Source organism: Endozoicomonas atrinae (assembly GCF_001647025.1).
Classification (GTDB): domain Bacteria; phylum Pseudomonadota; class Gammaproteobacteria; order Pseudomonadales; family Endozoicomonadaceae; genus Endozoicomonas; species Endozoicomonas atrinae.
Genome location: NZ_LUKQ02000035.1, coordinates 1 through 16,971, shown reverse-complemented (window position 1 = coordinate 16,971; position 16,971 = coordinate 1). Strand labels below are relative to the sequence as shown.

The 16,971-nt window shown below is 49.4% G+C and carries 16 protein-coding genes; 7 read left to right on the top strand and 9 right to left on the bottom strand.

Annotated elements, in window-relative coordinates; all coding sequences use genetic code 11:
- Position 1 precedes the first annotated feature (1 nt).
- From AK963_RS07215 to AK963_RS07205, 3 genes are all read left to right on the top strand, one after another.
- Positions 2-916, top strand: a complete 915-nt coding sequence (locus tag AK963_RS07215) for an acetaldehyde dehydrogenase (acetylating) (RefSeq protein WP_066014803.1) — start codon at positions 2-4, stop codon at positions 914-916.
- Positions 917-919: 3 nt separating this feature from the next.
- The gene (gene dmpG, locus AK963_RS07210; RefSeq protein ID WP_066014782.1) at positions 920-1,948 is read left to right on the top strand and encodes a 4-hydroxy-2-oxovalerate aldolase; all 1,029 of its coding nucleotides are present in this window, start codon (positions 920-922) and stop codon (positions 1,946-1,948) included.
- Positions 1,949-2,031: 83 nt separating this feature from the next.
- The gene (locus AK963_RS07205) at positions 2,032-2,874 is read left to right on the top strand and encodes an SDR family NAD(P)-dependent oxidoreductase (protein WP_066014781.1); all 843 of its coding nucleotides are present in this window, start codon (positions 2,032-2,034) and stop codon (positions 2,872-2,874) included.
- Positions 2,875-2,926: 52 nt separating this feature from the next.
- On the opposite strand, the gene sctU is transcribed toward AK963_RS07205, so the two are convergent.
- The 9 genes from sctU to AK963_RS07160 form a co-directional block, all read right to left on the bottom strand.
- On the bottom strand, positions 2,927-3,991 hold the full coding sequence (gene sctU, locus AK963_RS07200) for a type III secretion system export apparatus subunit SctU (RefSeq protein ID WP_066014780.1): 1,065 nt from the start codon (positions 3,989-3,991) through the stop codon (positions 2,927-2,929).
- Complete coding sequence (gene sctT, locus AK963_RS07195; RefSeq protein ID WP_066014779.1) at positions 3,988-4,779, bottom strand: type III secretion system export apparatus subunit SctT; 792 nt, start codon at positions 4,777-4,779, stop codon at positions 3,988-3,990. The genes sctU and sctT overlap by 4 nt, the downstream gene beginning before the upstream one ends.
- Positions 4,780-4,781: 2 nt before the next feature.
- Positions 4,782-5,045, bottom strand: a complete 264-nt coding sequence (gene sctS, locus AK963_RS07190) for a type III secretion system export apparatus subunit SctS (RefSeq protein ID WP_066014778.1) — start codon at positions 5,043-5,045, stop codon at positions 4,782-4,784.
- Positions 5,038-5,706, bottom strand: coding sequence for a type III secretion system export apparatus subunit SctR (gene sctR, locus AK963_RS07185; RefSeq protein WP_066014777.1), 669 nt, complete (start codon positions 5,704-5,706; stop codon positions 5,038-5,040). Before sctR ends, sctS begins: the two co-directional genes overlap by 8 nt.
- 64 nt (positions 5,707-5,770) lie before the next feature.
- Positions 5,771-6,742, bottom strand: coding sequence for a type III secretion system cytoplasmic ring protein SctQ (gene sctQ / locus AK963_RS07180; protein ID WP_066014776.1), 972 nt, complete (start codon positions 6,740-6,742; stop codon positions 5,771-5,773).
- Positions 6,743-6,750: 8 nt separating this feature from the next.
- The gene (locus AK963_RS07175) at positions 6,751-7,500 is read right to left on the bottom strand and encodes a type III secretion HpaP family protein (protein WP_066014775.1); all 750 of its coding nucleotides are present in this window, start codon (positions 7,498-7,500) and stop codon (positions 6,751-6,753) included.
- A gap of 12 nt (positions 7,501-7,512) precedes the next feature.
- Complete coding sequence (gene sctO, locus AK963_RS07170) at positions 7,513-8,016, bottom strand: type III secretion system stalk subunit SctO (RefSeq protein ID WP_066014774.1); 504 nt, start codon at positions 8,014-8,016, stop codon at positions 7,513-7,515.
- 4 nt (positions 8,017-8,020) lie between these two features.
- The gene (gene sctN / locus AK963_RS07165; RefSeq protein ID WP_066014773.1) at positions 8,021-9,364 is read right to left on the bottom strand and encodes a type III secretion system ATPase SctN; all 1,344 of its coding nucleotides are present in this window, start codon (positions 9,362-9,364) and stop codon (positions 8,021-8,023) included.
- Positions 9,365-9,679: 315 nt separating this feature from the next.
- Entirely contained in the window at positions 9,680-10,186 is a 507-nt protein-coding gene (locus tag AK963_RS07160; RefSeq protein WP_066014772.1) for a type III secretion system chaperone, read from the bottom strand.
- 424 nt (positions 10,187-10,610) lie between these two features.
- Here AK963_RS07160 and tadA point away from each other — a divergent pair, with 424 nt between their 5' ends.
- The 4 genes from tadA (at position 10,611) to AK963_RS07140 (ending at position 16,800) form a co-directional block, all read left to right on the top strand.
- Positions 10,611-11,105, top strand: coding sequence for a tRNA adenosine(34) deaminase TadA (gene tadA, locus AK963_RS07155; protein ID WP_238593661.1), 495 nt, complete (start codon positions 10,611-10,613; stop codon positions 11,103-11,105).
- Positions 11,106-11,326: 221 nt separating this feature from the next.
- Positions 11,327-15,253, top strand: coding sequence for a phosphoribosylformylglycinamidine synthase (gene purL / locus AK963_RS07150; RefSeq protein WP_066014771.1), 3,927 nt, complete (start codon positions 11,327-11,329; stop codon positions 15,251-15,253).
- A gap of 157 nt (positions 15,254-15,410) precedes the next feature.
- Positions 15,411-15,986 (top strand): hypothetical protein, encoded by a 576-nt coding sequence (locus tag AK963_RS07145; protein WP_066014770.1) that lies wholly within the window; start codon positions 15,411-15,413, stop codon positions 15,984-15,986.
- 343 nt (positions 15,987-16,329) lie between these two features.
- Positions 16,330-16,800 carry an outer membrane lipoprotein gene (locus tag AK963_RS07140; protein WP_066014769.1) on the top strand — a complete coding sequence of 157 codons (471 nt, stop codon included), beginning with the start codon at positions 16,330-16,332 and terminating at the stop codon, positions 16,798-16,800.
- The last annotated feature ends 171 nt before the right edge of the window (positions 16,801-16,971 follow it).

The window sequence follows — 16,971 nt, the reverse complement described above, 5'->3', positions numbered from 1 at the left end:
GATGAGTCAGAAACTGAAGGCAATCATCATTGGGCCGGGTAATATCGGTACCGACCTGTTGATGAAAATGAAACGCTCCGAATGGATTGAGCCAGTCTGGATGGTGGGTATTGACCCGGAATCCGAGGGCTTGAAGCGTGCCCGTGAGATGGGCATCAAAACCTCTGCAGAAGGTGTGGATGGTGTTCTTCCTCATGTGATCAAGGACGATATCCGAGTCGCCTTTGATGCCACCTCCGCTTATGTGCATGCAGAAAACAGCCGCAAACTGAATGAGCTCGGCGTCATTATGATTGATTTGACGCCTGCGGCCATCGGCCCGTTCTGCGTTCCTCCCGTTAACCTGAAAGAACACACCGAAGAGCTGAAACTCAATGTCAACATGGTGACCTGTGGTGGACAGGCAACGATTCCCATGGTTGCTGCCGTCTCAAGGGTTCAGGAAGTAGAGTATGGTGAGATTGTGGCTACGGTATCCTCCCGTTCTGTAGGGCCTGGTACACGACAGAATATTGATGAGTTTACCCGTACAACCTCTGGCGCTGTTGAAAAAGTGGGTGGAGCGAAGAAGGGTAAGGCGATCATTATCATCAACCCTGCCGAGCCACCACTGATTATGCGGGATACCATTCACTGTCTGACTGCTGAGGAGCCGGATCAGGCGGCCATAACCCGGTCTGTTCACGATATGGTGGCTGAGGTTCAGAAATACGTTCCGGGCTATCGTCTGGTGAATGGCCCGATCTTTGACGGCAACCGGGTTTCTGTTTTTATGGAGGTTGAAGGTCTTGGCGACTTCCTGCCCAAGTATGCGGGTAACCTCGATATCATGACCGCAGCAGGCCTGAGAACGGCTGAGATGTTTGCTGAAGAAGCGGCAAAAGGCGCAATCACCTTACCGGCACGTGGAGAATAAACAATGAATCTGAAAGGTAAGAAAGTCACTCTCCATGACATGTGTCTGCGTGATGGTATGCATGCCAAGCGTCACCAGATCTCTCTGGACGAAATGGTGAATATTGCGACTGCCATGGATGAGGCAGGCATTCCTCTGATCGAAGTTACCCACGGTGATGGCCTGGGTGGTGCTTCCGTTAACTACGGTTTTCCGGCTCACACGGATGAAGAATACCTGGATGCCGTTATTCCCAAGATGAAAAATGCCAAGGTGTCTGCCCTGCAGTTACCAGGCATTGGCACCCTGGATCACCTGAGAATGGCGAAAGACCTGGGCGTTTCCACCATTCGTGTCGCAACTCACTGTACCGAAGCCGATGTATCGGAACAGCATATTGGCATGTCTGCCAAGATGGGGATGGATACGGTTGGCTTCTTGATGATGGCCCATATGGTCAGTGCCGAGAAAGTTCTGGAGCAGGCCAAATTGATGGAGAGCTACGGAGCAAACTGTATTTATTGCACCGACTCTGCCGGTTATATGCTTCCGGATGAAGTGACAGAAAAGCTGGGTCTGTTACGTGCTGAGCTGAACCCTGAAACCGAAATCGGCTTCCATGGTCACCATAACCTGGCCATGGGAATTGCTAACTCTCTGTCTGCCATTGAGGCGGGTGCTACTCGTATTGATGGTTCCGTTGCAGGACTTGGTGCAGGTGCCGGTAATACGCCTCTTGAAGTCTTTGTTGCGGTGCTTAATCGCATGGGGGTTGAAACCGGCGTTGACCTTTACAAGATCAGCGATGTGGCAGAAGACCTTGTAGTGCCGCTGATGGATCAGCCGATTCGGATCGACCGTGATGCACTGACTCTGGGTTATGCGGGTGTTTACTCTTCCTTCCTGCTGTTTGCCAAGCGTGCCGAAGCCAAGTATGGCGTTCAGGCCCGGGATATTCTGGCAGAGTTGGGTCGTCGTGGAACAGTGGGTGGCCAGGAAGATATGATCGAAGACCTGGCGCTGACCATGGCTAAAGAGCAGGGGCTCATCTAACTATCCTTCCCTGGACCACAAAGGCCTGGTGCGCTTTGTGGTCTTCGTGGTTAAAAAATCTTTTTAACAGCAGACTTCAGCCTATGAACAATTTTAATAATAAAGTGGCTGTTATCACCGGTGCAGGTGGTGGCATTGGACGGGAGATGGCGCTTCAGCTGGCGAAAGAAGGCTGTCATTTGGCCCTGGGTGATATCAGTCAGCAGGGGCTGGATGAAACGGCCAAGTTGCTTGAACCCTATGGTGTAAGAGTCAGCTGTCATATTGTTGATGTTACTGACCGCAAGAGGATGGAAGCCCTGCCGGCAGAAGTGATTGAAGTACATGGTGCTGTCAACCTGCTGGTGAATAATGCGGGTATTACCCTGCAGAGCAGTTTTGAAGACCTGAGTATTGAGCATTGGGAACTGGTGATTGGTATCAACCTGTGGGGGGTGATCTATGGCACCAAAGCGTTTCTGCCTTACCTGAAAGAGCAGGGCAGGAAAGGCCCTGAGAATGCGCATATTATCAATATGTCCAGTCTGGCGGGCTTTATTGGTATGCCTAATCAGTCTTCTTACTGCGCAACAAAGTCAGCAGTGCGGGCGATCAGTGAAACACTGTGGGCTGAGTTGCATATGGATAATATTGGGGTGACTAGTGTTCATCCTGGGGCGATTAAAACCAATATACTTAAAGCGCATCTGGACAAGGCAGGCAATCCTGCAAATGCAGCAGCTATAAATAGAAAAGTCGATAAGTTTGCTATGGATACCGATAAGGCGGTTGCAAAAATGCTGAATGCGGTCAGGAAGAATAAACAGCGAGTGGTTATTGGTACTGATTCACATATGGTAGAAAAATTTAAAAGACTGCTTCCTTCAGCGATTCATAAGCCCTTTGCGAAGATGTTTGCCAAAGAGCAGATTGCCAGGACCGGCTGACTTTTATTGGTATTATTCAGCAGCGCAATTTTTTATAAAATTGCGCTGCTGATCACTCTTCACCTGGCGACTCTCCCTCTTTTTCCTGCTCTTTAATTTCCTGCACCCAGCGGAAGACTTCTGCAACAGGCTCTATCAGCTCCCCTGGGATAAAATCGGCAATGTCCAGATGAAACAGGGCATGAGCCAGTGGAACGTTTTCAAGAACAGGAATGCCTTCTTTTTCTGCAATTTTGATAATAAACCGGGCATGACCACCACGACCTTTAACCGTGACAATAGGAAGCGGTGTCTTACCCTGGCGATACTGTAGACCAATGGCCAGATGGGTCGGGTTTTTGATCACAACATCTGACTTACCGGTATTTTCAGCCTGGTTCAGTATTTCCTGATGGATCTCTTTACGCTTACCCTTGATCTCAGGGCTACCTTCACTTTCTTTATGTTCCCGCTTGACCTCATCCTTGCTCATCCGGTTCTGCTTCATAAAGTTGTAGCGCTCAAACATATAGTCGAGGACCGCAATAATCACGAAAGCAATCATTGAGTAGAGCAGTAGCTTTTTAATCAGGTGGGCTGCAACTGGCAATATGCATGAGCTGCCACAATATGGCATATCGACCATGTCACCCACACTGCTGTAGATGACGTAATACACAACAAATGTCAGAAAGAGAATTTTGATAACCGACTTGAAAAACTCGACAAGGTTTTTCATGGCGAAAATCTTTTTCAGCCCGCCAACCGGGCTGATCTTTTCAATATCCGGTTTAATACCTTCAGGTGCAAACAGCAGGCCAAACTGCATGACGTTGCCGATAATTGCAGAAAACATGGAGACGGCGACCAGAGGAATCAGCAGGTCCATGGTTAAGTCAAGAATGCCGTGAGTCACTATTTTAAAAGAAACTTCAAATGGTTCGTTGTAGCTTAACGTGGGAAACAGCACCATCTGCTTGAACTTATCGATAAAGGTTTCGCTCATCATCCAGAGTAATGCCAGTACTGCTATAAGGTTAAAAGTGCCAGATACTTCTTTACTTTTGGCGACCTGACCTTTTTCCCGCGCGTCGCGGAGTTTTTTGGGGGTGGGCTCTTCCGTTTTTTCTGCGCTCATTTCCAGATCACTCCCAATGATTCAAACAACTCGGGGATTCCCATCATGTATTTGCGGGACAGTTCCAGAATGGTTGCCATGTAAACCACCAGAATGGCACAGGCAACGGCAGATTTAATTGGCATGGCCAGAATGAATACGTTCAGCTGGGGAGCAGCCCGGCTGATCAGGGCGATGCCAAACTCGGTAATAAACATACAGATAATGACCGGCGCAGAGAGCCACATGGACAACTGGATAATCAGATCAAACTGGCCAAGGAAAAAGGTTACCGCTTCCTGGTTGATGTTTGGGAAGTAGCTGAATACCGGCCAGACTTTATAGGTGAGCATCAGGCTTTCCAGTATTAACAGGAACAGCCCACTGGTCATGACCAGCGCAATAAGCGCTTGGCTGAACAGGATCCCCATCGGGGATGTTTCCGCACCCGAAAATGGATTCAGGGTACTGGCCATGGAAGCACCCCGCTGGTTATCAATAAAAAATCCGGCAGCTTCCAATGCCCAGAACGGGATTGCCAGTACGAAGCCCATGATGGCACCGATAAAGGCTTCCTTGATAACGATTCCACCCGTGTCGTAGATGGACAGCGCTTCATCCGGTTTGGCTTCAGACAGCATGGGGTGCATGAACAGCACCAGACACATGCAAATACCGTTACGTATCATGGTCCCGCCAAGGTTCCGCTTGTGCAGCATGGGCAGAACGGTAAACATGGAAACTATGCGGGGCATTCCCATTGAGAGGATGTAAAACCACTCTTTCAGATCGTCAACGGGCAGGATCATTGTCAGAGCCTTTCCAGCATATCCATGATTGCCAGCGAGAAGTTATAAATCTCGATACCCATCCAGCGGGATGTCAGGAAAATACTGATAATGACCGCTACCAGCTTAAATGCAAAAGGCAGGGTTTGTTCCTGAATTTGTGTCAGTGCCTGAATCAAACTGATGAGCAGACCAACCACTGATGCCGCGATGATGGGAGGCATGGAAAGTAACAGCGTCAGCCAGAGTGACTGAGCTGTCAGTGTCAGTATATGCGGGTCATGCATAACTCAGCACCAGTCCGTGAATTAGACGAGTCCAGCCATCCAGCAATACAAACAGCAATAGCTTGAAAGGCAGGGATATAGTCATGGGTGACACCATCATCATACCCATGGCCAGAAGGATGTTAGAGACGATCAAGTCAATAACGATAAACGGCAAATAGAGCAGAAAGCCGATTTCGAAAGCCTTGGTCAGTTCACTGATACAGTAAGACGGCATTAGAACTACCAGGTCATCAGAAGTCAGTTGTGCCTGGTATGCCTTTGGCCACAATATTCTTGCGCTCTTCAGAAAGAAATTTCTTTCTCGCTCAGTGGTATTTTTTTTCAGGAAATCTCGGTAGGGGGTTATCAGCAAATCGATATTACTCATCAGCTCTTTACTGTCTTCAGTCTGAAAACTGATATTCTCCTCTTGAGCGAGATCCCAGGCCTCAAAACCTACCGGAGCCATGATGTAAAGCGTCAGGATAATAGCCAGAGCATTCATGGCGATGTTGGGAGGAATCTGCTGAAGACCGGTAGCGTTTCTTAGGATGGAGAATACGACAACCAGTTTCAGGAATGATGTCCCCATCACAGCAAGAAAGGGCACCAGCGCCATCAGCGCCAGTGGGATCATCAAATAAAATGGACTGGTGAGAGTAATTGCGCCGCTTTCCATAGTCGCCTTTTCCAGTCTCAGAGTATGAACAAGAGACTTTATCGTTTGGGTGGTCTTAAGGTAGTCAGTCGACAATTCTGGTAATACGTGCACCCAGTCGATTATTTATCTGTACAAGCTGGCACTCGGCAATCAATTTGCCTCCGGCACGAACCTTAACCGGTTGTTCGATAGGACGATCCAGTTCAAACACATGGCCAGGCTGAAGAGACTGAACTTCCTGAGCGGTAAACTGTTGTCGCCCCACTTCGAATAAAAGGTCAATCTCAATATCTGACAGGTCGATAGGCTCCTGTTCATGATGCATTTGATCGTCTTCCATTGAGTCCATCCTGTGCTTGATGGTGATTTGAGAACCCTCTGCTTCCCCGACGAAAGCAACATCCGGGTTGACTCTGATAATCAGTTGCTGTCCGGTGACGTGGTAATGAAAAAATACTATGTCACCGACACCCAGTGCGCTGGTTTCCTCTTTAGACAGTTTTGCCTGTCCAAGTTCAAGGCCTGCCCAGATAGGTATATCGGTGGATTGTTCATGGATATGAGTGGGCAGTAGTTTGAGAAGTTCAAAAACTATGGGGTTGCTTTCCAGGTAGATGGGGTACTGCGTACCGGCTATCTGGATATTCATCGCCAGTTCTGCACGCTTTGATTTATCTGGATTAGGTGTCATGTCAGCGAACTTGATGGAGATCCCAAGCCCCTGCATCAGCTGCTCCAGCAGGCTCTGCATTCTGCTTTCCAGTGCTGCCAGCATCAACTCTTTTGGCAGTTTGAGCAGTATTTGACTGTTCAGGTTGGCCGGCATAATGCGGTCAATTAATGCACTGCCGGTGTATAAGGAAACGGGTTGATGATTGATTTCGAGTTGCATGCAGATAGCAGGCATATTCTCCGCAGCAATACTGCTTAGCGAAATGTCCCACCTGTCCTCATTAACCGGCAGGGCAAGCTCTGTCTGGCGGTTGCTGAGGATTTGGCTAAGCAGCAGCTGCGATGGTGAGACAGAGGGTAGATCAAGAGTTTCTGCTGCCATGGTTCAACCTATGCCCGGTCGTTTCTGGAAGAGTTCTGGTCGTTATCTTCTGCCACATACTGGTTACGGGAGCGACCATCACTATCCTGGTTGTCGCCACCTGACATATTGATATTCACCTGAACCTTGTCGTTGGAGAACCGCTCAGCCAGCATTTTCTGCAGGTTGGCTTCGTGTTGTGCCAGAAAGTTTCCGGCTTCTGCCGACGAGGTGTTCATCGTTACTGTTAACTCGCCACCATGTCGCTGAATTCTGATCTCGGTACCTGGAAGAACACTGTCTTTCAGAGAAATACGAACTTCTGCCCCATTCACAGCATCCTTTGCAGAAACCTGAATCTGGTCTGCCATTTTCTGAAGTGCAGCATCAATTTCCTTAACGCTACTGGCCTGCGGGATCTCTCGAAGCTGTACATCTGCTTTTATCGAGTTCTGAGTGTTGTTGACCATTGCATGCTCAGAGCCATCGCGCGAATTCTGGAACATATTTTCACCGTTCTCTTCACGAGAACCTTTTTCCTGGCGTCCCTTGATGGCATCTTTAGAGCTTTTGTTGCGCTCGGCCAGCAGGCTTTCCAGACTTTGCTCCTTTTCTCCTCCAGGTTTTTTCTCTTTGTCACGCTTTTCTTTAGTCATGCGATCAGCAAAGTCGTTAGCCTGCTTATCAGATACTTTTCGGCTTTGCTGGGCGGTATCGTTCTGTTGAGGGGGCGGAGTTGGCTGAGTATTGCCAGTTTGATTCAAGCCTTGTGTTGACATGATGTTTAACTCCTATTCCTTGGATTTAACGGTAAACTCTTCCATCTCCAGGTCTTCAAGACGTTTGGCCTCTTTCTCAGCCTCTTCATCCTGTACCTTGCAGAACTCTTCAAACTTCTCAACAGCCAGCTTGGCCTTATAGTGAGCCTGTTTCGCTGCTTCAAGTATCTGCTCTGCTTCGGCTACCTGTTGTTCTGCTTCTACCACCCGTTGTTCTGCATCTGCAATTGCCTGTTCCAGAGAGGCATCTTTCTCTCGTAACATGGCAACTTTCTGCTTAAGCCGATCCAGATCATGCTGCTGAATACTGGTGTTCATAATATTATCGTATAGCCGCTGCTCTTCTTGACTGCGCCATACAATATATTCTTCCAGCTCCTGTTGACGCTGTACTACTTCCTGCTTGCGTCGTTCGACTTCCTGATGGGCGAGGTTCAGTTCATGCTCACAGCGTTTGACCTCCCGTTCAGCAGACTGCTCGCGTATGTTTTTAACCTTCAGCAGGTCCTTCAGCATATTCTCAGTAACCTACGATTTGCTGTAATTGGGCAATAGTCTGGTCGAGCGGCATCAGTTCATCTGTTCTCTGTTTAAGAAAAGACCGGATGGTTTCAATTTTCTGAATGGCTTCGTCAGCCAGTGGGTCAGCCCCCTGTTTGTATTCGCCTACTTTTACCAGCAACTCAATATCTTCGTATTTGGACATCAGGGCTCTTGCTCTATTGACCGCAGCACGGTGATCTTCGGTAGTAATGGCATTCATGACACGGCTGGCACTGGCAAGCACATCAATTGCCGGGTAATGCCCCGATGCGGCCAGCTTTCGGGAAAGAATAATATGCCCATCAAGAATCGAACGTGTTTCATCCGCTACCGGTTCGGTCATGTCATCTCCTTCAACCAGTACGGTATAAAGCGCAGTAATCGAGCCTACATCCGACATCCCCGTACGTTCCATCAGCTTGGGGAGGGTGGCAAATACAGAAGGCGGGAAACCCCGGCGGGTCGGCGGCTCTCCAGCAGCCAGCCCGATTTCACGCTGGGCACGGGCAAAGCGAGTGACAGAGTCCATCAGCAGAAGAACCCGTTTACCTTTATCACGAAAATACTCAGCAACGGCGGTTGCTGTGTACGCGGCTTTGGAGCGCTCCATGGAGGATTTGTCGGAGGTCGCCACAATAATAACGGACTTCTTAACCCCTTCTGGCCCAAGGTCGTGCTCGATAAACTCCCGCAGTTCCCGTCCCCGTTCACCGATCAGGGCAAGAACGGTGACATCTACTTCAGCTCCCTTAACCAGCATGGACAGCAGGGTACTCTTACCACCACCAGCCGCAGCAAAAATACCCATTCTCTGTCCTTCACCGCAGGTCAGAATGCCATCAATGGCTTTCACACCCAGTGGAATGGGATGGTCAATGATTCTTCGGGTCATCGGATCCGGGGCGTCGGCATAAACCGGATAATGCGCTTCAGGCTCAATGCCATTAAATGCGTCAGGGTTTAATGGGTTGCCCATACCGTCCAGCACATGGCCCAGAAGGTGGGGGCCAACGGCTACGTGATGTACTTTGCCGGTCGGGATGACTTCTGTGGTAGATGAGATCCCCATAATTTCACCCAGAGGGGATAGCACGGTCTCGTGCCCCTGGAAGCCAACCACTTCAGCGTATGAGTTCCGGTCACCGTCATCAGGGTTATTGGGAGATACCAGTTGACAGAGCTCACCAATTTTGACACCAGGCACGGCCGCTTTGATGATCATTCCCTGAACTTCAGTAACACGACCACGAATATCAATCAGCCTGCCGCTTTCAACGGTACTTTGCAGTGCACTGGTGAGATAGTTAAAAGTTTCAGCCAACTTGATGCCTCCATTATTTTTCTTTCTATGGACTTGCTGCTATCGAGATCCTTCTGCTCTACATACCTGGAGAGCGCAGTACTTCCTGCCCTGGCAGTATGGAGTCATTATCCAGACGCGCCAGAGTATAGTTCTTCTACTCAATACGTGGCTGAAAACTGGATAAAGGATTCCCGAATCCATTACAGGCTTCTACTCTTTTTTCGGCCTGATGATTTCGAGCTGAAATGGTGTTGGTAAAATAAATGCAGGTATAAGAGCGGAAAAAAAAAGAAGGGCTATGGAAACCCTTCTTTATATTGCATATTCTGGGAGTTAAACCATCATTCCCATATCGCCTGGGCCTCCAGGAGTCCCTCCGGAACCACTTTGAGGGCGGGGAGGTGTTGTTGTTGAAGAGGCCTGTTCCTGTTTGGACTCATCCAGCTCACTGACACACCATTCCAGGGTATTAACGAACTTTTCCAGAGTGGACTCAAATAAACCATAATCACAGGAAGCCTGAAGGGAACGAATCAACAACACTTCGGTTTTATCATGGTTCAATGCCAGAAATGCCCCCTGCATGCTATGATGCTGGAGGTTCAGTGAACACATTTTTTCCAGCAATGCAGTTTTTTCCGGGCTGTCATGGGTAATCATAGGTCGAACAGAAGCAACGAACACCAGAGCTTCATCATCCTCCAGATACTCCATGTTAACGATTAAGGTATCGTCAAAACACAGACCACAGGCATCATGTTCGTTTAATTTGAGTTCTCCCAGGCCGATGCTCTGGGCAAAGTGTTGTAGATGTTGTTCTACATTCTGCTTGAAAGACATCAGGCCCTTCCCTCCACTGATTTATTTTTCATAGTTGAGCAATTTATTTTTGATAATCTATTTATAGCTTAGACACTATATATAGCTCAGACATTCCGCATGGGGAAAAAATCCATAGATTTAATCGGCTGATTGTCACATTTCATAAAAAGCTAAAAAGAAATGCTCAAATCAAGGGATGAAAAGCCTGCCGCTTTCCTTCATGATACAAAATCATTAAAGGCTGTCAGGATTTGTTGGCATATGGTTTCTCCCCATTACAAGCCAGAACGCTGCTGTCCAGGTGCTGTGGAAGCAGGAATGTCTTTATCTTTCAAGTTGTTGTATCGATGGTGGATGTATTCTGGGTAAAACCTTCCGTTGCGTAAGCCCTGAGTTATAAGCCCAGAGTCAACAGAGCCTAATGTTGTTTGGTAGATAGTTTGTGATTGATGACGCCATTTGGATGAAGGAAGCCCTGCTGGAAGCTGATAAAGGCCGAGCCATGGGCGAGGTTCCCGTCGGTGCTGTGGTGGTTAAGGACGGTCAAATTATAGCCCGGGCCTGTAATCAGCCCATTTCATCCTGTAACCCGGTTGCTCATGCTGAAATTCTGGCGCTTCAGTCGGCAGCGGCATTCATTGGGAACTACCGCCTGCTGGATTGTGACCTCTATGTTACGCTAGAGCCCTGTACCATGTGTGCGGGCGCCATTGTTCACAGCCGGATTCGGCGCCTGATATACGGCGCAGCAGAACCGAAGGCCGGAGCCGTTGCCAGTGCTGCGAGGGTTCTTGAGCAGCCACAGATGAACCACCGGGTAGAGGTTACTGGTGGTGTTCTTCAGGCTGAATGCAGTGAGATGATCAGTGATTTTTTCCGTTTTCGGCGCCAACAGATTCGTGAAGAGCGAAGAAAGCAGCCTTTTGTTGATAAATAGCATAAGAAATGGCCTATGATTGCTGGTTTCCGAAGGCTGGTTTCGATTATGATAGGCAGCCTTTGATCATCCCCCTGAGTTGAGAGGCTGTAGCATAAGGACTGGCTTGTAATCCAATCAGGAAGTGGCCATTCATGCGGGCTTCCTGATGCTCATTATTATTAGCTCATCCAGGCTGTAGCTCCTCATAGCTGTTAATTGGCCCGAGGACAGACCAGAACATGCTGATACTGCGTGGCGCCCCTGCACTTTCCCAGTTCCGCAGTCAAAAGCTGCTTGCTCAGTTGCAGAGCAAAGTGCCAGAGATCTCCTGTGTTGTTGCTGAATTCCAGCATTACGTCAAAATCCAGTCGTCCTGTGAAAAAGGACTAAGTGAAAGGCAGGCGGATATTCTGGCCAGGCTTTTGACATATGGCCCAAAGATTCAACAGACAGAGCCAGAAAACTTTGCCTCTCAGGCAGAATTTCTGGTGGTTCCCCGTCCGGGCACGATTTCCCCCTGGTCCAGTAAAGCATCCGATATTGCTCACAATTGTGGCCTTGGCATGGTGCAGCGAATCGAGCGAGGCGTTCGTTTTGTGGTGTTTGCTGATGCCACCTTATCTGGAGACCAGGAAGCACTGATTGCTGATTTACTGCATGACCGGATGACCCAGGCAGTCTTCCGTGATGAGCATGAGATTCCAACATTGTTTGCTGTGTCCGAACCTGCCCCTATGACGACTGTACCCGTTCTGGAAGGCGGCAGAGAGGCATTGGCTGGGGCAAATCAGTCCCTCGGTCTGGCACTCGCAGATGATGAAATCGACTATCTGGTGGAGAGTTATCAGAAGCTCGAACGGGACCCTACTGATGTTGAGTTGATGATGTTTGCCCAGGCGAACTCAGAACACTGCCGACATAAAATTTTTAATGCGTCCTGGAGTATCGATGGTGAAGAGCAGGAGCTTTCCCTGTTCAAGATGATCCGAAATACCCATGCCATGCACAGTGACGGGGTGTTATCGGCCTATAAAGATAACGCCTCTGTTATTGAAGGTTTCCACTCAAAGCGGTTTTACCCTGAAGCTGAGAGCCGTGAATATGGCTTCAATGAGGAAGACATTCATATCCTCATGAAAGTAGAAACCCACAACCACCCGACCGCCATCGCGCCATGGGCGGGTGCTGCAACGGGTTCTGGTGGTGAAATTCGCGATGAAGGAGCCACAGGCAAGGGATCCAAGCCCAAGGCAGGCCTGACGGGATTCACCGTGTCTAACCTGAACATTCCGGGATATGAGCAGCCCTGGGAACAGAATTATGGCAAGCCAGAGCGAATTGTCTCACCACTGGAGATCATGATTGATGGACCATTGGGTGGTGCCGGCTTTAATAATGAGTTTGGTCGTCCGAACCTCTGTGGCTATTTCCGTACCTTTGAAGCCAGCGTAAAAGGCACTGCTGGTTATGAGGTGCGTGGGTATCACAAACCGATCATGCTGGCTGGTGGTCTTGGCAATATAAAAGCTGAACACGTTGAAAAAGGGGAGATCCCGGTCGGCGCCAAGCTGATAGTTCTGGGTGGTCCTGCCATGCAGATTGGTCTGGGTGGTGGTGCAGCCTCTTCCATGACTTCGGGTGAAGGCCAGGAAGATCTGGACTTTGCCAGTGTGCAACGAGATAACCCGGAAATGGAGCGTCGCTGTCAGGAGGTCATTGACCGGTGCTGGCAGCAGGGTGACAGGAATCCCATTGCATTTATTCATGACGTGGGTGCCGGTGGCCTTTCCAATGCTCTCCCTGAGCTGGTCAGTGATGGTGGCCGGGGAGGTCACTTCCAGTTGCGTGCCATTAATAATGATGAGCCCGGGATGTCGCCGCTGGCGCTCTGGTGTAATGAGTCCCAGGAACGCTATGTCATGGCGGTCGCTGCAGAGGACCTTCCTCGATTCGAGGCGATCTGTCAGCAGGAGCGCTGCCCTTATGCGGTGGTCGGTGAAGCGACAGAAGAACCGCGACTGTTGCTGGATGACAGCCACTTCAAGAACCACCCGGTGGATATGCCCCTGGATGTACTGCTGGGTAAACCACCCAAGATGCATCGTGAGGTTCAACGTCAGTCGTTTGAGCGTGATCCCCTCGACCTGACCGATGTCAAACTGCTTGAAGCGATGGAGCGGGTATTAAAACTACCATCAGTTGCCAGCAAGAATTTCCTGATCACCATTGGTGACAGAACCATTACCGGTCTGGTTAATCGTGATCAGATGGTGGGCCCCTGGCAGGTCCCAGTAGCTGACTGTGCGGTAACCGCCTCGGCGTTTGAAGGGTATACCGGAGAAGCCATGTCGATGGGCGAACGGACACCACTCGCCCTGATCAACGCTCCTGCCTCCGGTCGTATGGCGATTGGTGAAGCGATCACCAATATTGCCGCTGCCCGAATTGATAAAATCGGAGATATCAAACTGTCGGCCAACTGGATGGCAGCAGCCGGTCATCCGGGTGAAGATGAAAACCTGTACGATACCGTTAAAACCGTGGGTATGGAGCTTTGTCCGGCGCTGGGTATTGCTATTCCGGTGGGCAAAGACTCGATGTCCATGAGGACCCAGTGGCAGGAAAATGGTGAAGAGAAAAGTGTTACCTCTCCATTGTCGCTGGTTATTTCGGCATTTGCTCCTGTCCAGGATATTCGCAAGACGGTTACGCCGCAGCTGAGGACTGATCAGGGGGATACCGACCTGCTGTTGATTGACCTTGGTCGTGATCACAACCGACTGGGTGGTTCAGCGCTGGCTCAGGTTTATGGTCAGGTCGGTGACTCTGCACCGGATGTTAACTCTTCGGAAGACCTGAAAGGGTTCTTTAATGCCATTCAGGAACTGATGGATAAAGATCTGCTACTGGCCTACCACGACCGCTCTGATGGTGGCCTGTTTACCACCCTGATTGAGATGGCGTTTGCCGGTCATACGGGGGTTTCCATTGATCTGGACAAGCTGGCGGGCAACAAATCCATGGTCCTGCCAGCACTGTTCAATGAAGAGCTGGGTGCTGTTATCCAGGTACGCCACCGTGAGAAAGGGGTTGCCAAGGATATACTGGCTCAGCATGGTCTGGCTGCCTGTTCCCACACCATTGGTACCCTGGGTGCTGGTCAGCGGGTATCTTTCCGGTTCAATGGTTCTGAGCTGGTGAGTGAAAGCCGGATCAAGTTCCAGCGCTGGTGGGCAGAAACCAGCTATCGCATTCAGGCGCTGCGGGATAATGCAGAGTGTGCACGACAGGAATACGATAACCTCCTGGATGATCGTGATGGTGGGCTTCATGCTTCATTGCCATACGATATCTCACTGGATGTGGCTGCTCCCTATATCAACACAGGTGTTCGTCCCGCCATGGCTATTTTGCGCGAGCAGGGCGTCAATGGTCAGGTAGAGATGGCCGCTGCATTTGACCGGGCTGGTTTCAGAACCGTTGATGTCCACATGAGCGATATTCTGTCGGGGCGTCGCACTCTGGAGGAGTTCAAAGGCCTGGTGGCCTGTGGTGGCTTCTCTTATGGGGATGTCCTGGGGGCTGGTGAAGGCTGGGCAAAATCCATCCTCTTTAATGAGCAGGCCCGTGATCAGTTTGCCCGTTTCTTTGATCGTCGGGATAGTTTTGCCCTGGGTGTGTGCAATGGCTGCCAGATGCTCTCCAACCTGCATGATCTGATTCCCGGTGCTGACTACTGGCCTCACTTTGTCCGCAACCAGTCTGAGCAGTTTGAGGCTCGAGTGGCGATGGTTGAGGTTCAGAAGAGCCGCTCAATCTTCTTCCAGGGGATGGACGGTGCCCGTATGCCAATTGCCGTCGCCCATGGAGAAGGGCATGCCGAGTTTGCCGACCCGGCTCATCTGGATCGACTGGCCATCAGTGGTCAGGTGTCTTTGAAGTTTGTGGATAATCAGGGTAAACCAACCACTCGTTACCCCTACAACCCCAACGGCTCTGTTCAGGGCGTTACTGGCCTGACCTCTGCCGATGGTCGGGTAACCATTATGATGCCCCATCCTGAGCGGGTATTCCGTACAGTTCAAAACAGCTGGCATCCTGATCATTGGGGTGAAGATGCTCCGCTGATGAGAATGTTCCGGAACGCCCGGGTATGGGTAAGTTAAATAAACGACTTACCTGTCTGAAAAAGCCGGCCTTCCTTTTGGAGGACCGGCTTTTTTTTGCTTTTCAATCAAGGGGGAGAGAGGTTCTAGTATGTGAAAGTGAACTGTTTTGTAAGGGTATTGTCTGTAAATTGTATGTGGCAGGAGGGCTTATATAGTGGCGGGCAATAATATTATCGAGCAGATATTATCCCTGAAGTCCAGACAGGGTGGGTTTACGTATGAAGGGTCTGACAAGCAGGAGGAAATACCTGTCAAATGGCAAATTAGTGGAGGCAGAAAAGTCGTGAGTCAACAAAACTCCCAAGGCGCATCTCTTCGCGGAGAGGCTGAATCAGCTTCTTTGGACTCTTCTATTGAGTCCAAAGAGTTGTTAGAAAGAAAAGTTTGCCTGAAGTGTCAAGAAGAACATCAAGAGATGATTTATCTGGCAAATTATAGCCGTCCTTCAGGAGATGGCGTATGTTGCAGCATCCTGAGGTGTATTTATGATTGCATGGACATCTTTGAAGAGGCGAGTGCAACAAATTTTGGTGAGGGGCCTTTAAGAACACTAATGCCTGAATGTACTCACCCTTTGGTTGAAGATGGGGCGACACCTATTATGACGCGTCAGCCGGAGGTGAGTATCAATACTGCCCAGGTTCCATCGAATGAAGATAAGGCTTTAACGCTGAAAAATGAGGAGCTGCCTGTTTTACAGGAAGAGGATATTGTGAGTACAGATCTTTAGGATAGAAGCGATCCAGCTCGCTCGCCAGATATAATGCTTCATCGTGAAAAGCTGCCTACCCCAACAAATTCTTCTTCCCCAGAAAGTCAGTATACGAGTGCCTTGGATCTTCTGGAGATACAGGAAGCAGATGAGCGTACAATTTTTGGGAGTCGTTTCGCCCAGTTCATTGAGCTTCAGGAAATAGACAAGGCTCGATAACGTTTAACAAGACCCCTTCAGTACACTTCAAGGTTTCTCCGGTGAAACCTTTACTCGATTTTACTTTCCATGAATATGGCTTAAGTCACAAGCTGCTCTGTTATCAGGTACTATAGTTACTCAGATTTAAGGAGTTGAAATCATGAACTTGAGTCGCTATTGGGCTATATTGCCCATCATTTTTGCCGTTTTGTTGTCAGGTTGCATGACTGACAGCACGGGCACAACTTATTCAAGCAGTGAGGCTCGCCGAATTCAGCAGGTCAGTTTTGGTACTATTTCTGAACTGCAGCATGTCAAACTGGAAGGCACTGAAGGGGCTGTGGGGACTGTTGCCGGTGCAGCTATTGGTGGTATTGCCGGTTCAAGCGTAGGTGGTGGTAAAGGCAGTGATATTGCAGCTATTCTCGGTGGTGTGGCTGGGGGCGTGCTGGGTAATATGGCGGAAAAAGAGCTGACTACGCAGCAGGGCCTTGAAATGACCATACGTCTCGACAGTGGTAAATATATCTCAGTGGTTCAGGAGGTTGACCCAAAAGCGCCATTGCAGGTTGGTGATACGGTTAAGATTCTGACACAGGGAGGCACGACTCGTGTTGTGAGAATGCAATAATCCACTCAGACGGGGCTCAGAGCCTGTTCATAATCTTTAAATGCAGGGAATGTAATTTAAATTGTGTAAACGCTTGTCGTTAATACTCCAAAATGGAGAATAACAATGAGCGTTGAAATCAACGAAAAACTGGTAGATCAAATAGCCAGTCAGATTAAAACTCAGGATGAT

Bases quoted from the DNA above. Each gene is read 5' to 3' on its own strand.
- AK963_RS07215 (WP_066014803.1), top strand. From the start codon at position 2: ATGAGTCAGAAACTGAAGGCAATCATCATTGGGCCGGGTAATATCGGT.
- dmpG (WP_066014782.1), top strand. From the start codon at position 920: ATGAATCTGAAAGGTAAGAAAGTCACTCTCCATGACATGTGTCTGCGT.
- AK963_RS07205 (WP_066014781.1), top strand. From the start codon at position 2,032: ATGAACAATTTTAATAATAAAGTGGCTGTTATCACCGGTGCAGGTGGT.
- sctU (WP_066014780.1), bottom strand. From the start codon at position 3,991: ATGAGCGCAGAAAAAACGGAAGAGCCCACCCCCAAAAAACTCCGCGAC.
- sctT (WP_066014779.1), bottom strand. From the start codon at position 4,779: ATGATCCTGCCCGTTGACGATCTGAAAGAGTGGTTTTACATCCTCTCA.
- sctS (WP_066014778.1), bottom strand. From the start codon at position 5,045: ATGCATGACCCGCATATACTGACACTGACAGCTCAGTCACTCTGGCTG.
- sctR (WP_066014777.1), bottom strand. From the start codon at position 5,706: ATGGAAAGCGGCGCAATTACTCTCACCAGTCCATTTTATTTGATGATC.
- sctQ (WP_066014776.1), bottom strand. From the start codon at position 6,742: ATGGCAGCAGAAACTCTTGATCTACCCTCTGTCTCACCATCGCAGCTG.
- AK963_RS07175 (WP_066014775.1), bottom strand. From the start codon at position 7,500: ATGTCAACACAAGGCTTGAATCAAACTGGCAATACTCAGCCAACTCCG.
- sctO (WP_066014774.1), bottom strand. From the start codon at position 8,016: ATGCTGAAGGACCTGCTGAAGGTTAAAAACATACGCGAGCAGTCTGCT.
- AK963_RS07160 (WP_066014772.1), bottom strand. From the start codon at position 10,186: ATGTCTTTCAAGCAGAATGTAGAACAACATCTACAACACTTTGCCCAG.
- purL (WP_066014771.1), top strand. From the start codon at position 11,327: ATGCTGATACTGCGTGGCGCCCCTGCACTTTCCCAGTTCCGCAGTCAA.
- AK963_RS07140 (WP_066014769.1), top strand. From the start codon at position 16,330: ATGAACTTGAGTCGCTATTGGGCTATATTGCCCATCATTTTTGCCGTT.